This is a genomic window from Pseudomonas sp. S60 (assembly GCF_016647865.1).
Lineage (GTDB): Bacteria > Pseudomonadota > Gammaproteobacteria > Pseudomonadales > Pseudomonadaceae > Aquipseudomonas > Aquipseudomonas parafulva.
The window spans coordinates 46655-66602 of record NZ_JACVVH010000008.1 but is presented as its reverse complement, the minus strand read 5'-3'; the positions used below and the strand labels follow the sequence as shown (position 1 = coordinate 66602).

Annotated in this window: 17 protein-coding genes and 1 tRNA gene; 4 read left to right on the top strand and 14 right to left on the bottom strand. The window is 61.7% G+C overall.

The annotated features are described in order from the left end of the window. Window positions 1–20 precede the first annotated feature (20 nt). Both IAE33_RS06200 and IAE33_RS06195 read left to right on the top strand, forming a co-directional pair. Complete coding sequence (locus IAE33_RS06200; protein ID WP_201162845.1) at window positions 21–533, top strand: DUF3299 domain-containing protein; 513 nt, start codon at window positions 21–23, stop codon at window positions 531–533. Window positions 534–642: 109 nt separating this feature from the next. After that, window positions 643–1326, top strand: a complete 684-nt coding sequence (locus tag IAE33_RS06195; RefSeq protein WP_028633060.1) for an OmpW/AlkL family protein — start codon at window positions 643–645, stop codon at window positions 1324–1326. Window positions 1327–1380: 54 nt separating this feature from the next. On the opposite strand, the gene IAE33_RS06190 is transcribed toward IAE33_RS06195, so the two are convergent. The 3 genes from IAE33_RS06190 to IAE33_RS06180 form a co-directional block, all read right to left on the bottom strand. After that, the gene (locus IAE33_RS06190; RefSeq protein WP_201162803.1) at window positions 1381–2325 is read right to left on the bottom strand and encodes an NAD-dependent epimerase/dehydratase family protein; all 945 of its coding nucleotides are present in this window, start codon (window positions 2323–2325) and stop codon (window positions 1381–1383) included. Then, window positions 2318–3202, bottom strand: coding sequence for a sugar nucleotide-binding protein (locus tag IAE33_RS06185; protein WP_201162802.1), 885 nt, complete (start codon window positions 3200–3202; stop codon window positions 2318–2320). The genes IAE33_RS06190 and IAE33_RS06185 overlap by 8 nt, the downstream gene beginning before the upstream one ends. A gap of 138 nt (window positions 3203–3340) precedes the next feature. Further along, window positions 3341–4150: a helix-turn-helix domain-containing protein gene (locus tag IAE33_RS06180; RefSeq protein ID WP_028633063.1), complete on the bottom strand. Its 810-nt coding sequence runs from the start codon at window positions 4148–4150 to the stop codon at window positions 3341–3343. A 178-nt stretch (window positions 4151–4328) separates the two neighbouring features. Here IAE33_RS06180 and IAE33_RS06175 point away from each other — a divergent pair, with 178 nt between their 5' ends. After that, window positions 4329–5771: an alanine/glycine:cation symporter family protein gene (locus IAE33_RS06175; protein WP_201162801.1), complete on the top strand. Its 1443-nt coding sequence runs from the start codon at window positions 4329–4331 to the stop codon at window positions 5769–5771. 72 nt (window positions 5772–5843) lie between these two features. Continuing rightward, entirely contained in the window at window positions 5844–6830 is a 987-nt protein-coding gene (locus tag IAE33_RS06170; RefSeq protein ID WP_201162800.1) for an asparaginase, read from the top strand. A 3-nt stretch (window positions 6831–6833) separates the two neighbouring features. On the opposite strand, the gene IAE33_RS06165 is transcribed toward IAE33_RS06170, so the two are convergent. The 11 genes from IAE33_RS06165 to IAE33_RS06115 all read right to left on the bottom strand — a co-directional run bounded on the left by IAE33_RS06165 (window position 6834) and on the right by IAE33_RS06115 (window position 19913). Continuing rightward, window positions 6834–6929, bottom strand: a tRNA-Sec gene (locus tag IAE33_RS06165). A gap of 6 nt (window positions 6930–6935) precedes the next feature. After that, window positions 6936–8858 carry a selenocysteine-specific translation elongation factor gene (selB, locus tag IAE33_RS06160; RefSeq protein ID WP_201162844.1) on the bottom strand — a complete coding sequence of 641 codons (1923 nt, stop codon included), beginning with the start codon at window positions 8856–8858 and terminating at the stop codon, window positions 6936–6938. Continuing rightward, on the bottom strand, window positions 8855–10282 hold the full coding sequence (selA, locus tag IAE33_RS06155) for an L-seryl-tRNA(Sec) selenium transferase (protein ID WP_201162799.1): 1428 nt from the start codon (window positions 10280–10282) through the stop codon (window positions 8855–8857). Before selA ends, selB begins: the two co-directional genes overlap by 4 nt. Window positions 10283–10419: 137 nt before the next feature. After that, window positions 10420–11346, bottom strand: coding sequence for a formate dehydrogenase accessory protein FdhE (gene fdhE, locus IAE33_RS06150; protein ID WP_201162798.1), 927 nt, complete (start codon window positions 11344–11346; stop codon window positions 10420–10422). A 4-nt stretch (window positions 11347–11350) separates the two neighbouring features. Continuing rightward, complete coding sequence (locus IAE33_RS06145) at window positions 11351–12007, bottom strand: formate dehydrogenase subunit gamma (RefSeq protein WP_201162797.1); 657 nt, start codon at window positions 12005–12007, stop codon at window positions 11351–11353. Beyond that, complete coding sequence (gene fdxH, locus IAE33_RS06140) at window positions 12004–12954, bottom strand: formate dehydrogenase subunit beta (RefSeq protein ID WP_201162796.1); 951 nt, start codon at window positions 12952–12954, stop codon at window positions 12004–12006. The genes IAE33_RS06145 and fdxH overlap by 4 nt, the downstream gene beginning before the upstream one ends. Further along, window positions 12954–16022: a formate dehydrogenase-N subunit alpha gene (fdnG, locus tag IAE33_RS06135; protein ID WP_201162795.1), complete on the bottom strand. Its 3069-nt coding sequence runs from the start codon at window positions 16020–16022 to the stop codon at window positions 12954–12956. The genes fdxH and fdnG overlap by 1 nt, the downstream gene beginning before the upstream one ends. A 426-nt stretch (window positions 16023–16448) precedes the next feature. Continuing rightward, window positions 16449–16658, bottom strand: a complete 210-nt coding sequence (locus IAE33_RS06130; RefSeq protein WP_201162794.1) for a rubredoxin — start codon at window positions 16656–16658, stop codon at window positions 16449–16451. A gap of 2 nt (window positions 16659–16660) precedes the next feature. Continuing rightward, the gene (locus IAE33_RS06125; RefSeq protein ID WP_201162793.1) at window positions 16661–17641 is read right to left on the bottom strand and encodes a LysR family transcriptional regulator; all 981 of its coding nucleotides are present in this window, start codon (window positions 17639–17641) and stop codon (window positions 16661–16663) included. 85 nt (window positions 17642–17726) lie between these two features. Continuing rightward, a complete protein-coding gene (locus IAE33_RS06120; protein ID WP_201162792.1) occupies window positions 17727–18596 on the bottom strand; it encodes a DMT family transporter in 870 nt (289 codons plus the stop codon). Between the two features lie 66 nt (window positions 18597–18662). Continuing rightward, complete coding sequence (locus IAE33_RS06115) at window positions 18663–19913, bottom strand: cation:proton antiporter (protein WP_201162791.1); 1251 nt, start codon at window positions 19911–19913, stop codon at window positions 18663–18665. Window positions 19914–19948 lie beyond the last annotated feature (35 nt).

Sequence of the window (19948 nt, the reverse complement as noted above, 5' to 3'; positions counted from 1 at the left end):
TGCCCGCGAAAAAGCCGGCACTGCGCTGGTTACTGGCCCTGCTGATGCTCGCCGCGGTGCCAGCATGGGCCGCCGAGCCCAAGGAGCTCGACTGGCCTGCCCTGATTCCCGAGGGCGCCCCGGTCATCCCGCCGCAGCTCGCCCCGCTGCACGACATGTCGCAGCTCAGCAATGCGCTTTCTGCCGAGTCGGCCCCCGCTGCCCGCCAGCAAGCGCCGGATGCCCCTGTGGTGCAGAGCCTGGACGGGCAGCAGGTCAAATTGCCCGGGTACATTGTGCCGCTGGAAGTGAGCGAGGAAGGCCGCACCACCGAGTTTCTGCTGGTTCCGTATTACGGCGCGTGCATCCATGTGCCGCCGCCGCCTTCGAACCAGATCGTGCATATCTTCAGCGAGATGGGCGTGCGGGTGGAGGACCTTTATCAGCCCTACTGGATCGAGGGCCGAATGCAGGTAAAAGCCACCAGCAGTGAACTTGCCGATGCGGGTTACCAGATGGAAGCCGAAAAAATTTACGCCTATGACCTCAAGTAAACGCCGTTTGCAGGGGGTGAAGACGCTTCGTTGAGCTGGGTCAAACTTTCTGTTTAGTTGCATCCGTACCATTGGACTACATGATTATTAACGTCCTCTGGGAGCTTCCATGAACAAGTCCTTGCTCGGTGCCTCACTCGTGGCCCTGGCACTCGCCGCCCCTGCCGCCCACGCCTATCAACCGGGTGATTTCATCATCCGTGCCGGTGCCATCACCACCGCACCCAATGAAAGCAGCAGCGACCTGAAGTTTGATGGCAACAAGGTTTCGGGTACCAAGGCGACCCTGGACAGCGACACTCAACTGGGCCTGGCATTTGCCTACATGCTCACCGACCACGTCGGCCTGGAGTTGCTGGCTGCAACCCCGTTCCAGCACACCGTGGGCGTTAAAGGCCTGGGTGGCGGCCTGGACGGCAAACTGGCAGACATCAAGCAACTGCCACCGACCCTGTCGCTGCAGTACTACCCGATGGATGCCGCGTCGAAGTTCCAGCCCTACGCTGGCGTGGGTATCAACTACACCCTGTTCTTCGACGAAGACCTGAGCAGCAACCGTAAACAACAGGGCTTCAGCAACCTGAAACTGCAAGACTCCATTGGCTTCGCCGGCCAGCTGGGCATGGACTACATGCTCACCGACAACCTGCTGGTCAACGCCGCCGTGTGGTACGTGGACATCGACACCAAGGCGAGCGTCAACGGCCCAAGCGCATTGGGCTACAGCAAGACCAAGGTCAATGTGGACGTGGACCCATGGGTGTACATGGTGGGCCTAGGCTACAAGTTCTGATCGAACCCGTTACCGGGGCCGCATCGCGGCCCCGTTTCATTGCAGCCCCTATTTCTACCGAGATGTAGCGGGATTGCTCAACAGCTGTGCCAACCCTTCGGTCAGTGAAGTGGCCTGGGGGAATTCGAAGCGTGCCAGCAAGCGCTGGTTATCCGCCCGGGAATGGCGAATGTCACCCGCACGCGGCGCGGCATGGCTGATGGCCGGCAAGCTGCCTATCACCTGCTGCAACGCAGCCAGCAGCTGGTTCAGTGAAGTCGCCTGGTTCAGGCCGATGTTCACTGCGCCCTCCCCTACCTGCGCTTGCTCAAGCGCCTGCACCATCACCCGCACCAGGTCGCCGACATAGAGGAAGTCACGGGTCTGCTCGCCATCGCCGAACACCGTGATCGGCAACCCCTGCAACGCACGTTCGCTGAAAATGCTGATAACGCCGGAATAGGGCGAGGACGGGTCTTGCCGCGGGCCGAAAATATTGAAGAAACGGAACACCACCGGCTCCAGGCCGTGCTGGCGACGGTAGAAGTCCAGGTACTGCTCGCTGGCCAGCTTGTCGACCGCATAGGGTGTCAGCGGTGCCTTCGGGGTATCCTCGGCAATTGCCTGGCCTTCGCCGTTGTTGCCGTACACCGCAGCACTGGAAGCGAACAGCACGCGGCGCACGCCGTGCACTCGCATGGCCTCGCACACATTGAGGGTGCCGATGAAGTTGCTTTGGTGCGTGCGCACCGGGTCGTCCACCGAGGCCTGGACCGAGGCCACAGCAGCCAGGTGCACAACCGCCTGGCAACCTTCAACCGCCCGCTGAACAAGTGCGGCATCAGCAATATCACCCTCGATCAGTTCGAGCCGGGGGTGCTGCAGTTGCAAGTTGTTGCGCTTGCCCGTGGACAGGTCATCGACAATGCGTACCGCATAGCCTTTATCCAGCAATGCATCGCACAGGTGCGAGCCAATGAAGCCGGCACCGCCGGTGATCAGGATTGGGGAATCAGACATGACGGTAGAACCGGTCCAGTAGGGCCGGCAGGCCGGCACGCCAGGCCCGCGGCTTGATGCCGAAGGTGTGAAGGATTTTCTTGCAGGCCAGCACCGCGTTCTGTGGCTCTTCGCTGGCATCCGGGCGTGCGGCATGGGCCTGGGCGGTAGGCGCCTGCACGGCCAGCTGGCGGTGTTTGCCCGCCTCGGCAAGAATGGCCTGGCCCAACGCCAGCGGCGTGGTCGCCTCGTTGCCGGCGTAGTGATAGGTGCCCCACAGGGGTGAACTGCAGTCCAGCTGCTTGAGCACAGACAGTATGACCCTGGCCGCATCGTCTACTGGCGTTGGGTTGCCGCGCCGGTCGTCAGCCAACAGCAGCTCGTGCGGCTGCTCGGCACGGGTCAGGAAACGCCCCAGGGAGCCCTCGAGGGTTTCATCGAGCAGCCAGCCGAAGCGCAGCAATACGTGCTGGGGGCACGCCGCCCGCACGCTTTGCTCGATGCGCCAGAGTGCCTGGCCACGCAGGCCCAGCGGCAGCGGTTCGTCCTTTTCGCTATAGGCGGTAGCCCTTGAGCCATCGAAAACCCGGTAGCTCGAAGGCTGCACCAGGGTGATCTGATGGTGCTGGCACAATTCGGCCAGCCGCTCCACGGCACGCTCCTGCTGAGCCAGGCGCGATTCGCTGACCGATTCGGCCTGGAACCAGTCGAAGTAATAGGCCAGGTTGATCACCGCATCGGGGCGATGATCGTCAAGCAGCTGAGTGAGGCTGGCCGGCGCCCAGCCATCCTCGGGGGGGCGTGGGGCCAGGAAAGCGATGTCCTCCTCGGCCCCAAGACGAATCAGCGCTTGCCCAAGGGCATTGCCACCACCCAACAGCATCAGGCGCATACGCATAGAGTCAGCAGATCCGGAGAGGTTAGTAAAGGAAAGCGGCCATTTTGCGGTTTCCGGGCTGGGAAGTCCAACCACAGGCTCGGTCAAGCATTAGGCCGCTGTACGCGCCACTACCAAGCGCTCAGTACAGATGGCCGTTTACTCGATTTCAAACAGACTGTTACGCAGAGGGCCGACACTCAGCCGTTCCCGAACATCGTCATCTATGCGCGGGTCGTCCGGGCGGTACAGTTTGACCTGGCGATAGGCGTTGATGCGATTGATCTCCTGCCCCAGGTACTCCCACACCACCCGCGTACACGCAGGGTTGCGGCGGTCTCCGCTGGACACGCCCGACTTCAGCCCATTGAGGCGCGTGATGCGGCTCTTGAAACTGGGAATCAGGATAGTCTGGCTCATCTCGTTGTAGGTCAACGACTCGTAGTCGATGAGAAACACCCGGTCCTGCAACTGGAACGCGGCGCCCAGGTAGCGGCAGCGCACTTCGGCGTGCTGGTCGGTGGCGGTGGAGCGCTCCTGGCGTTCCTGGCGTTCGAACAGAAAGCGCCCGCGCTCCTCCCACAGGTGCACCAACGACACCAGGATGGTGCCCGGCACCGACATGCAGTTGGAATACTCGAAGTAGTAACCGCAATAGCGCGACAGGTTGCCAGCGTGTTCATGCAGCGGCCGGAACAACTCGCTGATCGGGTCGTCAGGTTGCTCGGCGAGGGTTGAGACGCGCGCACCGATCAGGCGTGAGAACTGCTCGGCAGGCAGGTTGAGCTCGTAATCCTCGACCCCGAAGAAGTCACCGATGCGCTTGAGGTTGTAAGCCGTCGGACGGCTCTGCCCGCTCAGGTATTTGTTGAACTGGGCCCGGTTGATCGACAGCTGCCGGCAAACTTCGGAAATAGAGCGGTAGTGGCTGCAAGCCAGCTTCAAATTGGTAGCGAAATGATCGCTCATGTGCAAAACCCGGATGACGCGAATGGCGCAATTGTAGCATCAAGTCGCATCAAGTGTGAGCAACCCGCGAAATTGTAACCACTCTTGTCATGGCCAACCATGCGCCCCAACGAATAGCGGTGCGCCTGCCGTCCGCTGGTCTTTCCACACGAAGAATAAGAATCGAGGTCATTTTCCAATGCTCGAAGTAATCAACGATTTCCTCTCGGGGAAACTTCTCATCGTGCTGATCGTGGGGCTGGGTAGCTACTTCACCATCCGTTCCCGATTCGTCCAGTTCCGCCACTTTGCACACATGTTCGGTGTGTTCAAGGAATCGCTGCGTGGCCAGGCAGGCCAACTGAGCTCCTTCCAGGCCCTGATGCTGAGCCTCGCCGGCCGCGTTGGCGCCGGTAACATCGCAGGTGTTGGTATCGCTGTAACCCTGGGCGGCCCTGGTGCCGTGTTCTGGATGTGGGTGACCGCGCTGGTGGGCATGTCCAGCAGCTTCTTCGAATGTACCCTGGCCCAGGTGTACAAGCGCGCCGATGGCGATGGCCTGTACCGCGGTGGCCCGGCCTACTACATCCAGCATGGCCTGAAATACAAGGGCATGGCGATCGTGTTCTCGATCCTGCTGCTGGTCACCTACGGCTTCGCCTTCATCGGGCTGCAGTCGTACACCGTGACCCACTCGCTGCAGAACGCCTTCAACTTCGATCCGCGCCACACCGGTATCGTGCTGGCGGTGCTGCTGGCCATCACCTTCATCGGTGGCATCAAGCGCATCGCGGCGGTGTCCGACCTGCTGGTACCGATCAAGACCCTGGCCTACATCGGCGTGACCCTGTACGTGATCGGCACCCAGATCGAACACGTGCCCGCCATGCTCGAAACCATCTTCAAGAGCGCCTTCGGCCTCGACCCTGCCTTTGGCGGCCTGCTGGGCAGTGCCATCGTCATGGGCGTGAAGCGCGGCGTGTTCGCCAACGAGGCGGGCCTGGGCAGTGCGCCTAACGTGGCCGCTGTGGCTGCCGTTAAGCACCCAGGTGCGCAAGGCGTGGTACAGGCGTTCAGCGTGTTCCTCGATACCTTCGTGATCTGCACCTGCACCGCCCTGCTGATTCTGCTGTCGGGCTTCTACACCCCGGGCTTCGAAGGTGACGGTATCGTGCTGACCCAGAACTCGCTGGCCGCCGTGGTCGGTGACTGGGGCCGCATCTTCGTCAGCGTGGCGCTGTCGCTGTTCGTGTTTACCTGCATCCTCTACAACTACTACCTGGGCGAAAACAGCCTGCAGTTCCTGAGCCGCAACCGCGCAGTGCTGATGATGTTCCGGGTACTGGTACTGGCCCTGGTGGTATGGGGTTCGATGCAGGACCTGTCGACCGTGTTTGCCTTCGCCGACATCACCATGACCTGCCTGGCCTTCGTCAACCTGATGGCCCTGGCCCTGCTGTTCAAGGTCGGCCTGCGCGTCATGCGCGACTACGATACCCAGCGCAAGGCGGGTATCAAGCAGCCAGTGTTCGACTCGGCCAAGTTCGCCGACCTGGACCTGGACCGCAACGCATGGCCTGCCAACCCGCAGGTGGACACAGCTTCTGACAAAGCAGTCGGCCAGGCCGAACTGCAGCGCTGATACCCTGCCGTGCCAAGCCGCCCCGTTCGCGGGCGGCTTTTCTTTCTCCGCTCACCGCTACGGATGCTCTCCATGCGTGCAGTCAAGAACCTCCTCGTGCTCTACACCGGTGGCACCATCGGCATGCTTGAAACCCCCGAGGGCCTGGCCCCCGCTGGCGGTTTCGATGCCCGCATGCGTGACCACTTCGCCCTGATGGCCGACGCGCCCAAGGTCCAGTGGACCTTGCAGGAACTGAACCCGCTGCTCGACAGCGCCAACATGCAGCAACATAACTGGCTGGCCATGCGCGATGCCATCGTGCAGGCGGTGGAAGTAGCCGGCCATGATGGTGTGCTGGTGCTGCATGGCACCGATACCCTGGCCTACAGTGCTGCGGCGCTGTCGTTCCTGCTGCTGGGCCTGCCGGTGCCGGTGCTGCTGACCGGCTCGATGCTGCCAGCAGGCGCACCCGGCAGTGATGCCTGGGGTAACCTGTGCGGTGCGTTGCGACAGTTCGAACAGGGCCTTGAAGCCGGCGTACAGCTCTACTTCCATGGCCGCCTGCTGCACGGTTGCCACGCCTCGAAGCTGCGCAGCGAGGCCTTCGATGCGTTCGCCGCGCTGCCCCGTCATCGCCACAGCGAGCGCGCAGCAGAACTGCCCGCTGCATTGACCTATCGCCACCCTCGCCAGCCGGTCAACCTGGCGGTGGTACCGGTGTTCCCAGGCCTGCAGGCCGCTCACGTGCAGGGGTTGCTGGCCAGCGGCGTGCAAGGCGTTCTGCTGGAATGCTACGGCAGCGGCACCGGGCCATCGGATGACCAGGCACTGCTGGACACCCTGCGTGAAGCGCGCCAGCGCGGCGTGCTGCTGGCAGCCATCAGCCAGTGCCCGGAAGGCGATGTAGTGTTCGACACCTACGCCGCAGGCAATCGCCTGCGTAGTGCGGGGCTGGTAAGTGGCGGCGGCATGACCCGCGAAGCTGCGCTGGCCAAGATGTTCGCCCTGCTGGGCGCTGGTCTGAACGTCGACGAGGCCGAGCAGTGGTTTGCCCTGGAGCTGTGCGGGGAGCGGTAGAAGTGGCGGAAGGCAGCGGGAGTCGAACCTGCCCGGGAACGGATGCCGTCCCCAACCGGGTTTGAAGCCCGGCCGCGCCACCGGGCGCGATTGCCTTCCTTTGAGTCAGTGCCTGGCCTGCTGCTGGGCCAGGGCGCTGTCAGCGCGAATGTGGCGCTGGTCGGCCACCCTGCGGGTCAGGCCGATACGGTCGAAATACTCCAGAATCTGCACACTGCGCTTGCGACCGATGCCCAACATATCGCGAAACGCCGCAACCTGCACTACCGGCGTGGCATCGAGGTGGCTCTGCAACAGCTCTGCCATGCGCTCCAGCGTGGCTTGCGGGTAGAACAGGTCACGCACTACCTGGTGCACCAGCCCTAACCGGGCCAGCTTGCGCAGCAGCAGGCGGACGTCAGCTTCGGCGCAGTTTTCTTCACTCGCCAGTGTCCTGACCCAGGGCGGGTCGTACAGCCCTGCCAGCAGCCGGGGCTGCAAGCGCGCCCATAACGCCGTGTCTGCATCGCTCAGCTGAACCTTGTGATCCGGCAGGTGCAGCCAGGCCCCGCTGCTGGCCAAGGCGCCCTGCGCCAACAGCTCATCTACCAGGCTGACGAAGGCCGGGCGCTCAAGGGGCATGGCTGCAAAGCGCCTTAACCGGTCGCGGTCGGGGCCAAGCTGGTCGGGCTCCTGTACGTGAAACAGCGCCAGCTGACTGAGCAGTTCTTGCCGCAGTGCCTGCCATTGGGCGTTGGCGAACAACAACTGCCCCTGCCGTGTGGCGATCACCTGGACATCCTCGGGTAGTGCCCAGGTATTGCGCAGGCGATTGAATTGCCGCTCCAGGCGCTGGGGGTCGATGCCACCGGCGGCACTGGCCAGCAGCCCTGGCAGCGCCTGCTCGAGCCCTGGCGCATCACGCAGCACTTGCAACTGTTGCAGGCGCTGTTCACTGCGGCGCTGCCGGCTGGGCGCGAACGGGTCGAGCACCCTGCCCCCGCCCAGGGTGTGCTGGGCGCGCTGGTCACGTAGCACCAGGCGGTCGCCGTGCACGGCCTGCAGGGGGGCGTTCAGCAGCAACTGGGCGAACATGCGCTGGCCTGGGGCAAGGCTTGGCCCTTCCAGCAGGGCAACCCTGGCAGTTACATCCTGAGTGCCCAGGTGCACGTGCACAGCATTGAAATGTTCGAATACCCGCCCCTCGCCCGGTAGCAAGTGCAGCTCGATGTCTACCCTTACGCTGGGCGCATGCAGCCACTGGGGCACCAGCCAGTCGCCCCGGCGCACGTGCTCCACCGCCAGGCGCTCGGCAGCGATATTCAGCGCCACCCGCTGCCCCGCTTCTGCCACCAGCGCTGGCTGGTTCTGCGCGTGTAACCCGCGCACGCGTACCGGTTTGCCGGCCTTGCCCAGCAACAGCGTATCGCCAGCCCTTACCTGCCCGGCCAATGCGGTACCGGTTACCACCACACCGGCACCGGTGACGGCGAAGGCGCGGTCTACCGCCAGGCGAAAACCGCCGGCCACACTGCGGCGTTGTACATCACGCCCCGCCATCACCAAGGCCTGACGCAGCGCCTCCACCCCTGCCCCGGTGATACTCGACACTGCAAACTGCTGCGCGCCGGCATAGGGCCCTGGCGCCAGCAGCTCGCTGACCTGCACCTGCACCTGCGCCAGGCGCTCAGGTTCAACACGGTCACTTTTGCTGATCACCACCAGGGCCTGGGGGATGCCCAGCAGCTGGATGATCGCCAGGTGCTCGCGGGTCTGCGGCATGACCCCGTCGTCTGCCGCCACCACCAACAGCACCAGGTCGATGCCGTGGGCACCGGCCAGCATGTTGTGGATGAAACGCTCGTGACCCGGCACGTCGATAAAGCCCGTCAGCGGCGCGCCCTCGACCAGCGCCGCATAGCGGTAGCCAAGGTCGATGGTCATGCCCCGTGCCCGTTCTTCCTGGCGATGGTCGCCGGCCTGGCCGGTGAGCGCCTGCAGCAAGGCAGTCTTACCATGGTCGATGTGGCCGGCTGTGCCAACGATCACTGCACCGGCCCCACGTGCAGGCCGGGCAACTGCGCCAGCCACTGGGGCTCGTCGTCCAGTTGGCGCAGGTCGAGCCACAAGGCGTCATCGTCAATGCGGCCAATGACCGGCACTGGCAGCTCGCGCAGTGCACGCTCCAACGCATGCAGGCTGCGCCCGCGCAACCGCTTGGGCACCAGCGGGCGCACGCACAACGCGGCGCTGGGCAGCCGTGCCACAGGCTGGCTGCCACTGCCGATCATGCCCAGGGCAGGTTGCACGCTCACGGCCCACTGTTCACCCAGGCGGGCCTTGAGCTCGGGTGCCAGGCGTTCGGCCTGCGCCTGGATATCCGTCTGGCTACGGGTAAGCAACTGCAGGCTGGGCAGGCGTTCGGCCAACCGGTCGGGGTTGCGGTACAGCGCCAGCACTGCTTCGAGCGCGGCAAGGGTGATCTTGTCGACGCGCAGAGCACGCTTGAGCGGGTTTTTCTTGATGCGAGCGATCAGGTCCTTGCGGCCAACGATAATGCCGGCTTGTGGCCCACCCAGCAGTTTGTCACCACTGAAGGTAACGATATCAGCGCCGTCAGCCAGGGCCTGGCGAACGGTGGGCTCGGCTGGCAAGCCCCAGCGCGTGAGGTCCAGCAGGCTACCGCTGCCCAGGTCTTCGAGCAGTGGCAACTGGTGCTGACGGGCGATGCGCGCCAGCTCTGCGGTGGGCACCTGGTGGGTGAAGCCCTGGATACTGTAGTTGCTGCAATGCACGCGCATGAGCAAACCGGTACGCGGGCCGATAGCGGCCTCGTAGTCGCGGGCGTGGGTACGGTTGGTGGTACCGATTTCGTGCAGCTTGACCCCGGCACGGGCCATGATGTCGGGGATGCGGAAGGCGCCACCAATCTCGATCAGTTCACCCCGGGAGATAATGCCTTCCTTGCGCGCGCCCAGGCTGTTCAGGGCCAGCATGACCGCCGCCGCGTTGTTGTTGACCACGGTGACGGCTTCGGCACCGGTCAGCTCGCGCACCAGCCCCTCGATCAGGTCATCACGGTCGCCGCGCTTGCCAGTGGCCAGGTCGAACTCCAGGTTCAGCGGGTAGCGCGCCGCGGTGTGCATGGCCTCGATGGCCTCTTCAGGCAGCAACGCCCGGCCGAGGTTGGTGTGCAGCACAGTGCCGGTGAGGTTGAACACCCGGCGAACCTGGCTGCGTTGCTGGATGGCCAGCCGCTCGCCGGCACGGCCCAGCAGCACTTCGCCAGCCAGCTCGGGGGCGCTGAGTTCGCCAGCGCGGGCCGGCTCGCGCAGGTCGTCGAGCAGTTGACGCAAGGTGGCCAGGACGGCGTCGCGGCCGTGGCGGTCGATCAGCGGGTGGCAGGCGGGGTGACGCAGCAGTGTATCGATTGAAGGCAGGCGTGGGGTGTCGCTGGCTAAGCTGAGGGACATGCGGTACTACCCTGGGCTGGTCCGTTTGCGGTACTGGCCTTTGTCGCCGGCAAGCCGGCCCCACAGGCGTTTTCTGTACCCCTGTGGGGGCCGGCTTGCCGACGATGCAGGCGACTCGGTCTTACAGTGTAGACACTCTACCCCTGACCTGGGGCAAGCATCAGGTTCGGCGCCAGGCGATGGAAGCCTTCCTGGTCCAGGCACATGTCGAGCGCCAGCGTTGCCAGGTCGTCAGCCAGTGGCTCAGCCGCCGCGTCGTTTTCCAGGTAATGCTGCTTGAGGTAACTGTTGCAGCCTGGGCAGCACTCCGCGCGCAACGGCGCCTTGCCAGGGGCGTGGCGGTCGTCGTCGAGGGTGGTGTAGCGCAGGCCCTTGCTCGACTCGCAGTACACGCATTTGACGCGCACCACGTGCCATTCACAGGCACACAGCGAGCAGGCCAGGTAGCGCAGGCCATTGTGCTTGCCGCGGTTGCGCACCACCCCAGCCATGGCCGGCGAGCCACAGGCCGGGCACTGGGCCAGGCTGGCGGCAGGCTTGAGCTCGGTGCCGGGCAACGCCAGCAGCCAGCTGGACCATGCCGCTTGCAAGGCAGCCCCCATGAACGGCACCAAGGCCGCCGGCACCGCATCGTACTGCCCCGAGAGCAAGGCGATGCCCCAGCCCTTGCGCTGGTTGTCATCACTGCTGCGCAGCAGCTGCACCGCTGCACCCAGCGGGCTATCGGCAGGCTCATCGAAGTGGCCCAACAGCGCCTGCAACCATGCCAGCCATGCCCCTTCGCGGACCAGGCTGTCAGCCGCCAAGGGCGGCAGGCCGTGGCTTATACACAAGCGCTGACGGTCCTCGGCAACAGGCAATGCAGAGGGTGGGTTGTCCACAAGCTGCTGCTGAATGCGGCACAGCCGTGCCACCAACAGCAGATAGCGGCGCAGCGGGTTGCCTTCAGCCAGGCGCTCCAGGCGGGCGGCGCGCAAGGCGAACAGGTTGGCCGGCGGCACGTGCAGAAACGGCGGCATAACCGCCGACGCTTCGATCTGCCCGGGTTCGAGTATGCTGCTCAAGCGTTCATCCTTCTTTTCTGCGGTGATCGGACGGCGTCTTGTCACCCGTCACTTCGCGGTACCACAACTCGTGGTGCTTGCGCGCCCAGGCGCGGCTTACCCAGCCGTGCAGCATGGCGCCAATCGAGCCCTTGATCCAGATGCCTGCGTAGATGTGCACGATGATGCTGAGCACCAGCACGAAGGCCGCCAGGGCATGCAGCAAGGTAGCCAGGCGTATGGCGCCAATGCCGAAATACTGGCTGAAGTAGGCACGCCAGATCACCACGCCACTGACCAACAGAATCAACATGCACACCAGCAGCGTCCAGAACAGCAGCTTCTGGCCGGCGTTGTACTTGCCGATCGGGGGCACGCCATCCTCCTGGTTGCGCATCACCCGGTCCACGCGCCGCAACCACAGCCGGTCGTTGGCGGTGATGAAGTTGGCGCGCCAGAAGCGAATCACCAGGCCAAGGAAGAACACGAACATCGCGACGCCCAGGAACGGGTGCAGGATACGCGTCCACGGCCCCCCGCCGAACAGGTTGCTGAGCCAGAACAGCGCCGGGTGGAACAGCGCCAGCCCGGACAGCCCGGCCATGAAGAACAGGATCGCCACCACCCAGTGGTTGGTGCGCTCGTTGGCGTTGTAGCGCAGGATGGGTTTGTTGTGGTTCATGGCCGCTGCTCCCCTTGCCCACCGGGCTTGGTCGGGTCGTACACATGCACTGCCGGGTCCACCTGATGCACGCTGTCATCAGGCGGGGTCGGGTGTTCATCCTCCTCCACCCGCTGAGGCCCGATGCGCACGTAGTGGAAGAACCCGGCCAGCACCGCAGCCCCCATGGCCAACAGCGCCAATGGCTTGGTGAAGCCCTTCCACAGCCCTACCAGTGGGCTGATCACCGGCTGGTCCGGCAGGCCGGCATACAGCTTGGGCGTATCGGCGTGGTGCAGCACGTACATCACATGGGTACCGCCGACGCCATCCGGGTCGTACAGCCCGGCCTTGTCGTAACCCCGTGACTTCAGGTCGACGATGCGCTCGTCGGCATGCACCTTCATCTCGTCCTTGGTGCCAAACACGATTGCACCGGTCGGGCATGTTTTCACGCAGGCTGGTTCCAGCCCTACGCTCACGCGGTCCGAACACAGGGTGCACTTGTAGGCCTTGTGGTCCTTCTGCGAGATGCGCGGGATGTTGAACGGGCAGCCAGTGATGCAGTAGCCGCAGCCAATGCAATGGTCCTGGTTGAAGTCGACGATACCGTTGGCGTGCTTGATGATCGCCCCCGGGCTGGGGCACGCCTTCAGGCAGCCTGGCTCTGCACAGTGCATGCAGCCATCCTTGCGGATCAGCCACTCCAGGTTGCCATCGTCGCGCTCATGCTCGGTGAAGCGCATCAACGTCCAGGTTTCGGCACTGAGGTCCTGCGGGTTGTCGTAGGTGCCGTGGTTGTGCCCCACCTCGTCGCGCAGCTCGTTCCACTCCGAGCACGCCACCTGGCAGGCCTTGCAGCCGATGCACTTGGTGGTGTCGATCAGCTTGGCGACCTGCTCCTGCTGGCGCACCGAAGGCGGCACGGTGGTGGTGGCCGAGCGGGCAATGATGTCTTGGCTGGCCATCAGAGTTTCTCCACTTTGACGAGGAACGACTTGGACTCTGGTGTCTGGGTATTACCATCGCCCAGGAACGGCACCAAGGTGTTGGTCAGGTACCCGTGGCGGGTCGCCCCGGTGAAGCCCCAGTGCAACGGGATACCGATCTGGTGCACGGTCTGGTTGTTCACCTGCAACGGGCGTATCCGCTTGGTCACCACCGCCACCGCGTCGATATGCCCGCGCTTGCTCGACACCCGTACCCGGTCGCCGGCCTTGATGCCCTTCTCGTTAGCCAGTACTTCGCCAATCTCGACAAACTGCTCGGGCTGGGCAATTGCGTTGAGCCGGCAATGCTTGCTCCAGAAGTGGAAGTGCTCGGTCAGCCGGTAGGTGGTGGCCGCATACGGGAACTCGTCGTGGGTACCGAGGGTTTCCCACACCGAATCGAAGATGCGCCCGGCAGGGTTGCTGATGACCTTCTTGTTGTTCGGGTGCAGCGGGTTGATGCCAATCGGCGTCTCGAACGGTTCATAGTGCTCAGGGAACGGCCCTTCGGCCATCTTGTCGATGGCAAAGAAACGCGCCACGCCCTCGGGGTTCATGATGAACGGGTTCATGCCCGCCTCCGGCGGCGAGTCCACCTTGAAGTCGGGCACGTCAGTACCGCCCCAGGCCTTGCCATTCCACCACACCAGGCGTTTTTTCTCCGGGTCCCAAGGCTTGCCCTGCGGGTCGCTGGAGGCGCGGTTATAGAGGATGCGGCGGTTGGCAGGCCACGCCCACGCCCAATTCTGCACCTGATGCATACCGTAGGGGTCGCTGTTGTCGCGGCGAGCCATCTGGTTGCCCTGCTCGGTCCAGCACCCGGCGAAGATCCAGCAGCCGGACGCAGTACTGCCGTCGTCCTTGAGCTGGCCGAAACCAGAGAGCTGCTGGCCAGCCTTGATGGCGGCGCCGGTCGGGTCGGTAAGGTCCGTTACTGCCCAGCCGTTCATCTCCTTGGCCAGTTCCTCGGGGGAGGGTTCATCGGCGATCTTGTACGGCCAGTGGATGTTCAGCAGCGGGTCGGGGTAAGCCCCGCCCTCTTTCTGGTAGCGCTGGCGCATGCGCAGGAACAGCTCGCTCATGATCTGCACATCGGTGCGGGTTTCGCCCGGGCCATCGGCGCCTTTCCAGTGCCACTGCAACCAGCGGCTGCTGTTGACCAGCGAGCCGTCTTCCTCGGCGAAGCAGGTGGTGGGCAGGCGGATCACTTCGGTCTGGATGTTGGCCGTGTCCACGTCATTGTACGGCCCCGCGTTGCGCCAGAACTCGGACGTCTCGGTCGCCAGCGGGTCCATCACTACCAGCCACTTGAGCTTGGCCAGTGCGGCGGTGACGCGGTTCTTGTCCGGCAGCGCGGCGATCGGGTTGAAGCCCTGGCACATGTAGCCGTTGACCTTGCCCTGGCTCATCATCTCGAACATGCGCAGCACGTCGTAGGCCGGCACGTCGAGCTTGGGCAGCCAGTCGTAGCCCCAGTTGTTCTCGGCGGTGGCATTCGGGCCATACCAGGCCTTCATCAGGCTGACGTGGAATTTGCCGTAGTTCTGCCAGTACGACAGTTGCCCAGGGCGCAGCGGCTTGGACGCGCGCTTGTCGATGTACGCGGTGTAGTCCTGTTCGGCATCGCCAGCCAGGGTGAGGTAGCCGGGCAGCGAGTTGGACAGCAGCCCCAGGTCAGTCAGCCCCTGGATGTTGGAGTGGCCACGCAGCGCGTTGACCCCGCCCCCCGGCATGCCCACGTTACCCAGCAGCAGTTGCACCATGGCTGCACTGCGGATGATCTGCGCACCAATCGAATGCTGCGTCCAGCCCAATGCGTAGAGGATGGTCATGGTCTTGCCGGGTGCCGAGCACGTGGCAATTTCTTCCCATACCTTCATCATCGCGTCCTGGGGCATGCCACAGGTCATGCTCGCCAGTTCAGGGGTGTAGCGGCTGTAGTGCTGCTTCATCAGCTGGAACACGCAACGTGGGTGCTGCAGGGTCGGGTCGACCTTGGCAAAACCGTCGTCACCCAGTTCGTAACCCCAGCCGGATTTGTCGGCATAGATACGCTTGCTTTCGTCGTAGCCGCTGAACAGCCCGTCTTCGAAGCCATAGGTATCTTTGACGATGAACGACACGTCGGTGTAGTTGCGCACGTACTCGTGCTGAATCTTGTCGTTGCTAAGCAGGTAGTTGATCAACCCGCCCATGAACGCGATGTCGGTACCGGTACGGATCGGCGCATAGTAATCGGCTACCGAAGCGGTACGGGTAAACCTTGGGTCGACCACGATCAGCCGCGCCTTGTTGTGCGCTTTGGCCTCGGTCACCCATTTGAAGCCGCAAGGATGCGCTTCTGCTGCGTTGCCACCCATCACCAGGACCAGATTCGCGTTGGCAATATCTGACCAATGGTTGGTCATGGCGCCACGGCCGTACGTCGGGGCAAGACTTGCCACCGTCGGGCCATGTCAGACACGTGCTTGGTTATCGAACCCCAGCATGCCTGTAGCGCGGACGACCTTGTGGGTCAGGTAGCCAGCCTCGCTGGAGGCGGCCGATGCAGCGAGAAAGCCGGTGGTTAGCCAACGGTTGACCGTTTGCCCTTGGGCGTTCTTTTCGATGAAGTTGGCGTCGCGGTCTTCTTTCATCAGGCCAGCGACCCGGTCGAGCGCTTCATCCCAGCTGACCCGTACCCATTCATTGCTGCCCGGCTTGCGGACCTCGGGGTATTTGAGACGGCTTTCGCTGTGGATGAAGTCCAGCAGACCGGCGCCTTTGGGGCACAGGGTGCCGCGGTTCACCGGGTGATCGGCATCGCCTTCGATGTGGATGATGCTCTGCTTGACGTTCTTGCCCGCATCACCCTGGCTGTACATGATCAGGCCGCAGCCGACCGAACAGTAGGGGCAGGTGTTACGGGTTTCTTTGGTGTGCGTCAGTTTGAAATGACGCACCTGCTCGGCAAACGCAGGCGTCGGGGCCATACCCAACGCCGCGAGACTCGAGCCTCCAAGGCCGACGGCGGCGACCTTGAAGAATTGCCGACGGTTGAGATCCATCGTGCACTCCTGATCAGGTTTGGACGCTTGGGCGTATCCGGCGTCTCTAGACTTCACGGTAACGGCTTGGCAAAGCCGCATACCCATAGACTAGCGAACAATCTCTGAAGTGCGATAGGGCTGGTGGTGGGATGGGCAGGTAGGAGCCTTTTCGATAGGCGCTTGTAGGCTTGGTTGGGGAGGATGGTGTCTTGAGCGACAATAGCGAGTGGGCTGGCACAGCAACGCCAGCTGTTGCAGACGCACGTACCTGGCGTTACTCAGCCGCCAGGAACTGGGGCGTGCCGTGACCGAGTTCTCCAGCTGCTGCATCCGCCGGAGTCTCGGCTGGGTTGTTGAGCAGCAAGGTGCAGTGCTGCACTCACCACCAACGCCTTAGCGTATGAGCACCGGTTTCGCTCACAAACTCAACATTGGCGCGTTTCTCTAGAAACGTGTTATTGCTTCGCCCGTCAATCTCTCATCCTTCCGCGGGACGAAGGCCTCTTTGCCTAGTCCGCAATCGGGGCACTTCCATTCCCGTGGAATATCAATGAACGCGGTACCTGGCTCAACGCCATGCTCGGTGTCACCCTGTGAGGGATCGTAAACATACCAACATTTATCACAGTAGTATTCAGTACGAAGGGTCGGCATCTCTAGCTCCTTATCCGATCTATTTGCGGCGCCTGATTTATCCAACCATCCACCCCGCCAGTCCGGCGTAACGCGCCGACTAGATATTCGACCATCACCTTCACCCTCTGTGATGCATGCCGTCCTGGCTGGTAGAGAATCCATGCCATTCCCTGTAATGGACCCGCGTATTTCCATTCAGGCAAAACTTCCACCAGTGTATTGGACGCAATCGATTCGGCAGCCAGCCTGACAGGTAAGCAGGATATTCCCAGCCCCGAGACAGTGGCATTTAAGACGGCTTCCAGACTGTCCGAAACGTAGCGACCTGAGACACAGACTTCGCAGCCTCCCTCTGCCGAAGTGAATTTCCAACTCTTCTTCTCGGCAACCTCTGATAACGAGATGCAACTGTGTTCCGTCAATATTGAGGGGTGAATGGGGTTGCCATGTTTTTCAAGGTAGCTGCCCGATGCACAGACAATAAATTCGACAGGAAACAACTTGCGTGCCACCAACTCCAACGGCGGACTATCGGTGACTCGTATAACAACGTCAACGCCCTCGCCGATGAAGTCTACCGCCCCATCCTTCGAAATAAGTTGAACATTTAACCCAGGGTAACGCTGAAGAAACTCAGGAACAAGTTGATGGCACATAGAATACAACGAGCGCGGAACCACGACACGAATAAGCCCTTGCGGCGTTTCGAGAAACTGCTCCTTGAATCGAAACACATTGGCCGATGACTCAAGCAGTTCCTTGCAGTGCGAGTAGACTTGCGCTCCCTCAGCACTAACTCTCAGCTGCCGCGTGCTTCGCTCAAGCAACCGGATCGACAACGCATTTTCGAGCTTCGATACTTGCTTGCTGACTGCGGACGCGGTCAAGCCTAGCCGGGTAGACGCGTCTACAAAACTTCCTGCTTCAACCACCACCGCAAACGCGGCCATGCACGGCAACATATCAACCTGACTTTTCGCAAGATAGCTTTGATAGTCCATTATGAGCACTCGTCTCTACTAGCCTACAGCGAAGAGTTACGCCATTGGCAAAAGCCCTAAGAAATTTTGTTTTTTACCGAGAAAGTCATCCATAGAGGTGCAGGAGCAAAGCCCCAAGCAGTACCAAGCTGACACCGCTGATCTGGACGACTGACAATCGTTCACGAAAAAAAAAGTATCCCAAGACCGCGGCAACACCACCTGAGAGAGTGCTGATAACGGTGACAACGGAAACCGAGCCATTCAGTGCACCCCAAGAGAACGCAGCAAACCCTCCCAAATTGAAAAGGCTGGCTCCGCATAGAGAACCGTAGGTCTGAAGCGTTATCGACCTATGATCCCGCAGAAATCTTGAGCCTTCAGGGATCAGGAACAACACCCCCACCGCATAACCAAGCGCTAGCATGTTTACCGGCCCCAGCACCGGCAAGGCGAATTTGCCCTGAATCCAGAAGCTGATGCCGTAAAGCAGGGCAGCCAACAAGGCAAACGCCACAGAGACCGCACTCGTGGCCTTGCGATCTAGGCGGATGCCCGTATCGCTGCAACTGGCCAATACCACTCCCAAGAAGCAGACAAGAATACCACTCACCTGCCAGGCGGAGAGTGCGTCACCACCTAGCCACGCCAACAGCGTGGTAAAAACACCATACGAAGTAACGAGTGGTGCCACAACAGCAGTCTTGCCAATAGCGAAAGCTTTTGAAAGCGCCAGCGCACCCGTTACGGTACATAGAGAGGCGATTAACCCCATCTCTATTGCAAACCAAGGCGCAGAGGTGAACTTACGCCACTCAGAGGCTGCAACTAGAATAATCATGACCATCAACAGCAGCCCTAATAGCTGACCGCAAAAGACCGCTCGCCTGACTCCTACAGATCTTGCGTTCACGCCGACCAAAAAGTCTGTAGCCCCCCAGAACACCGCAGCCGACAACCCCATTAGTACGTCCAAAATAACGGTCCTTTATTATGATTTTTCCTGCACCGCGCTAGACAGTAATCGGGATTATGTCAGAAATCAAACACCTATTTTGGTCGAATCCTTACAGACTGACGCATTTCTGTAAGCCCACCAGCCTAGCAGCGCCATTAACGGATTAGTTAATATCGTAGAAACAATGGCAAGCAGCAAGAATATACTGTAAGAACTTTCAGACAGGACACCAGCCTGTAGTCCTACACCGAGTATCACCAATTCCACAAGGCCTTTGGTATTCATCAAAACACCAACTTCCAGTGAATGAATTGGAGTCAAACCTGACAATCGGGCCCCAGTATACGAACCCAACACCTTGCCGAGGGTCCCCGCTAGCAAATACATCAGCAGCCATAACCAGAGACTTGGCTCACTGAACGAATTTAGGGAAACCTGGATGCCAGAGCCTGCAAAAAAGATCGGCGTAAGAAAGAGATGCCCGAACCTCCCGATCCATCGACGCCATGCCTGCTCCATTGAGCAGTAGTCGTGAAAAACGTACGCCGCCATAAGTGCGCCAATCGCCTCATGAAAACCGAGCATGGCGGTGAGCTGCGCCGAAGCCAGACAGTATAGAAGCGCAATCGTGACGCGGGACCGCTCCCCCAAAAACGTAATGCGGGTATGCTTTTTCAGCCATGGACGAAGCACCAAGAGGGTCATCGCGGCATAGACCGCAAGACCGGCGAGCCTGAGCAGGCTTTCGAAGATACTGGCAGCTCCCCCTAGCTGCAGCGTTAACACCAACGCCAAAGCACACCAAGCAAACACATCGGTGTGTACCGCCGCTGATAGTGCCAATTTGCCAACCGGTCCATCCATGCCCCTATGCTCTTGGATAATCCTCACCAACACAGGCAACGCAGTGACAGACATCGCGATGCCACTAAACACAACGTAGGACCAATACGGCTCGGCCGGGGCGATCGACGCCTTCGACCAACCCCCAATGAGGCACCCTAGAGTAAAAGACAGGGCTATTCCGAGAGCTGCGATCAAGAAGGAAGCACGCCGCTCTCCCTGCCGCAGCCCACAACCGTTGGTATGCCAGGGCACTTCGACCATCAGTATGATCAATCCAAGTTCACCAAGCGCCCGCACCACCTCCATAGAGTCGGGCGCCAACACCACCGAAGATACTGTGGGAAACCCTGCACCTAACACGGCAGGCCCTAGCAAGACACCGGCGATAACTTCCCCAACCACTCGACTCTGACCAAACATCGCTGCAACACGCCCGCAGATCGCACAGGCAAGCAAGATCAAACATATCACCGCTATCCAATTTGACATTAACCCTCCCTCCGTCTCGACTTGTCAGTGATGAC

Excerpts from the sequence above, each read along its gene's own strand:
- IAE33_RS06195 (WP_028633060.1), top strand. The coding sequence starts at position 643 with ATGAACAAGTCCTTGCTCGGTGCCTCACTCGTGGCCCTGGCACTCGCC.
- IAE33_RS06190 (WP_201162803.1), bottom strand. The coding sequence starts at position 2,325 with ATGTCTGATTCCCCAATCCTGATCACCGGCGGTGCCGGCTTCATTGGC.
- IAE33_RS06185 (WP_201162802.1), bottom strand. The coding sequence starts at position 3,202 with ATGCGTATGCGCCTGATGCTGTTGGGTGGTGGCAATGCCCTTGGGCAA.
- IAE33_RS06180 (WP_028633063.1), bottom strand. The coding sequence starts at position 4,150 with ATGAGCGATCATTTCGCTACCAATTTGAAGCTGGCTTGCAGCCACTAC.
- IAE33_RS06175 (WP_201162801.1), top strand. The coding sequence starts at position 4,329 with ATGCTCGAAGTAATCAACGATTTCCTCTCGGGGAAACTTCTCATCGTG.
- IAE33_RS06170 (WP_201162800.1), top strand. The coding sequence starts at position 5,844 with ATGCGTGCAGTCAAGAACCTCCTCGTGCTCTACACCGGTGGCACCATC.
- selA (WP_201162799.1), bottom strand. The coding sequence starts at position 10,282 with ATGTCCCTCAGCTTAGCCAGCGACACCCCACGCCTGCCTTCAATCGAT.
- IAE33_RS06145 (WP_201162797.1), bottom strand. The coding sequence starts at position 12,007 with ATGAACCACAACAAACCCATCCTGCGCTACAACGCCAACGAGCGCACC.
- fdxH (WP_201162796.1), bottom strand. The coding sequence starts at position 12,954 with ATGGCCAGCCAAGACATCATTGCCCGCTCGGCCACCACCACCGTGCCG.
- IAE33_RS06130 (WP_201162794.1), bottom strand. The coding sequence starts at position 16,658 with ATGCCGACCCTTCGTACTGAATACTACTGTGATAAATGTTGGTATGTT.
- IAE33_RS06125 (WP_201162793.1), bottom strand. The coding sequence starts at position 17,641 with ATGGACTATCAAAGCTATCTTGCGAAAAGTCAGGTTGATATGTTGCCG.
- IAE33_RS06115 (WP_201162791.1), bottom strand. The coding sequence starts at position 19,913 with ATGTCAAATTGGATAGCGGTGATATGTTTGATCTTGCTTGCCTGTGCG.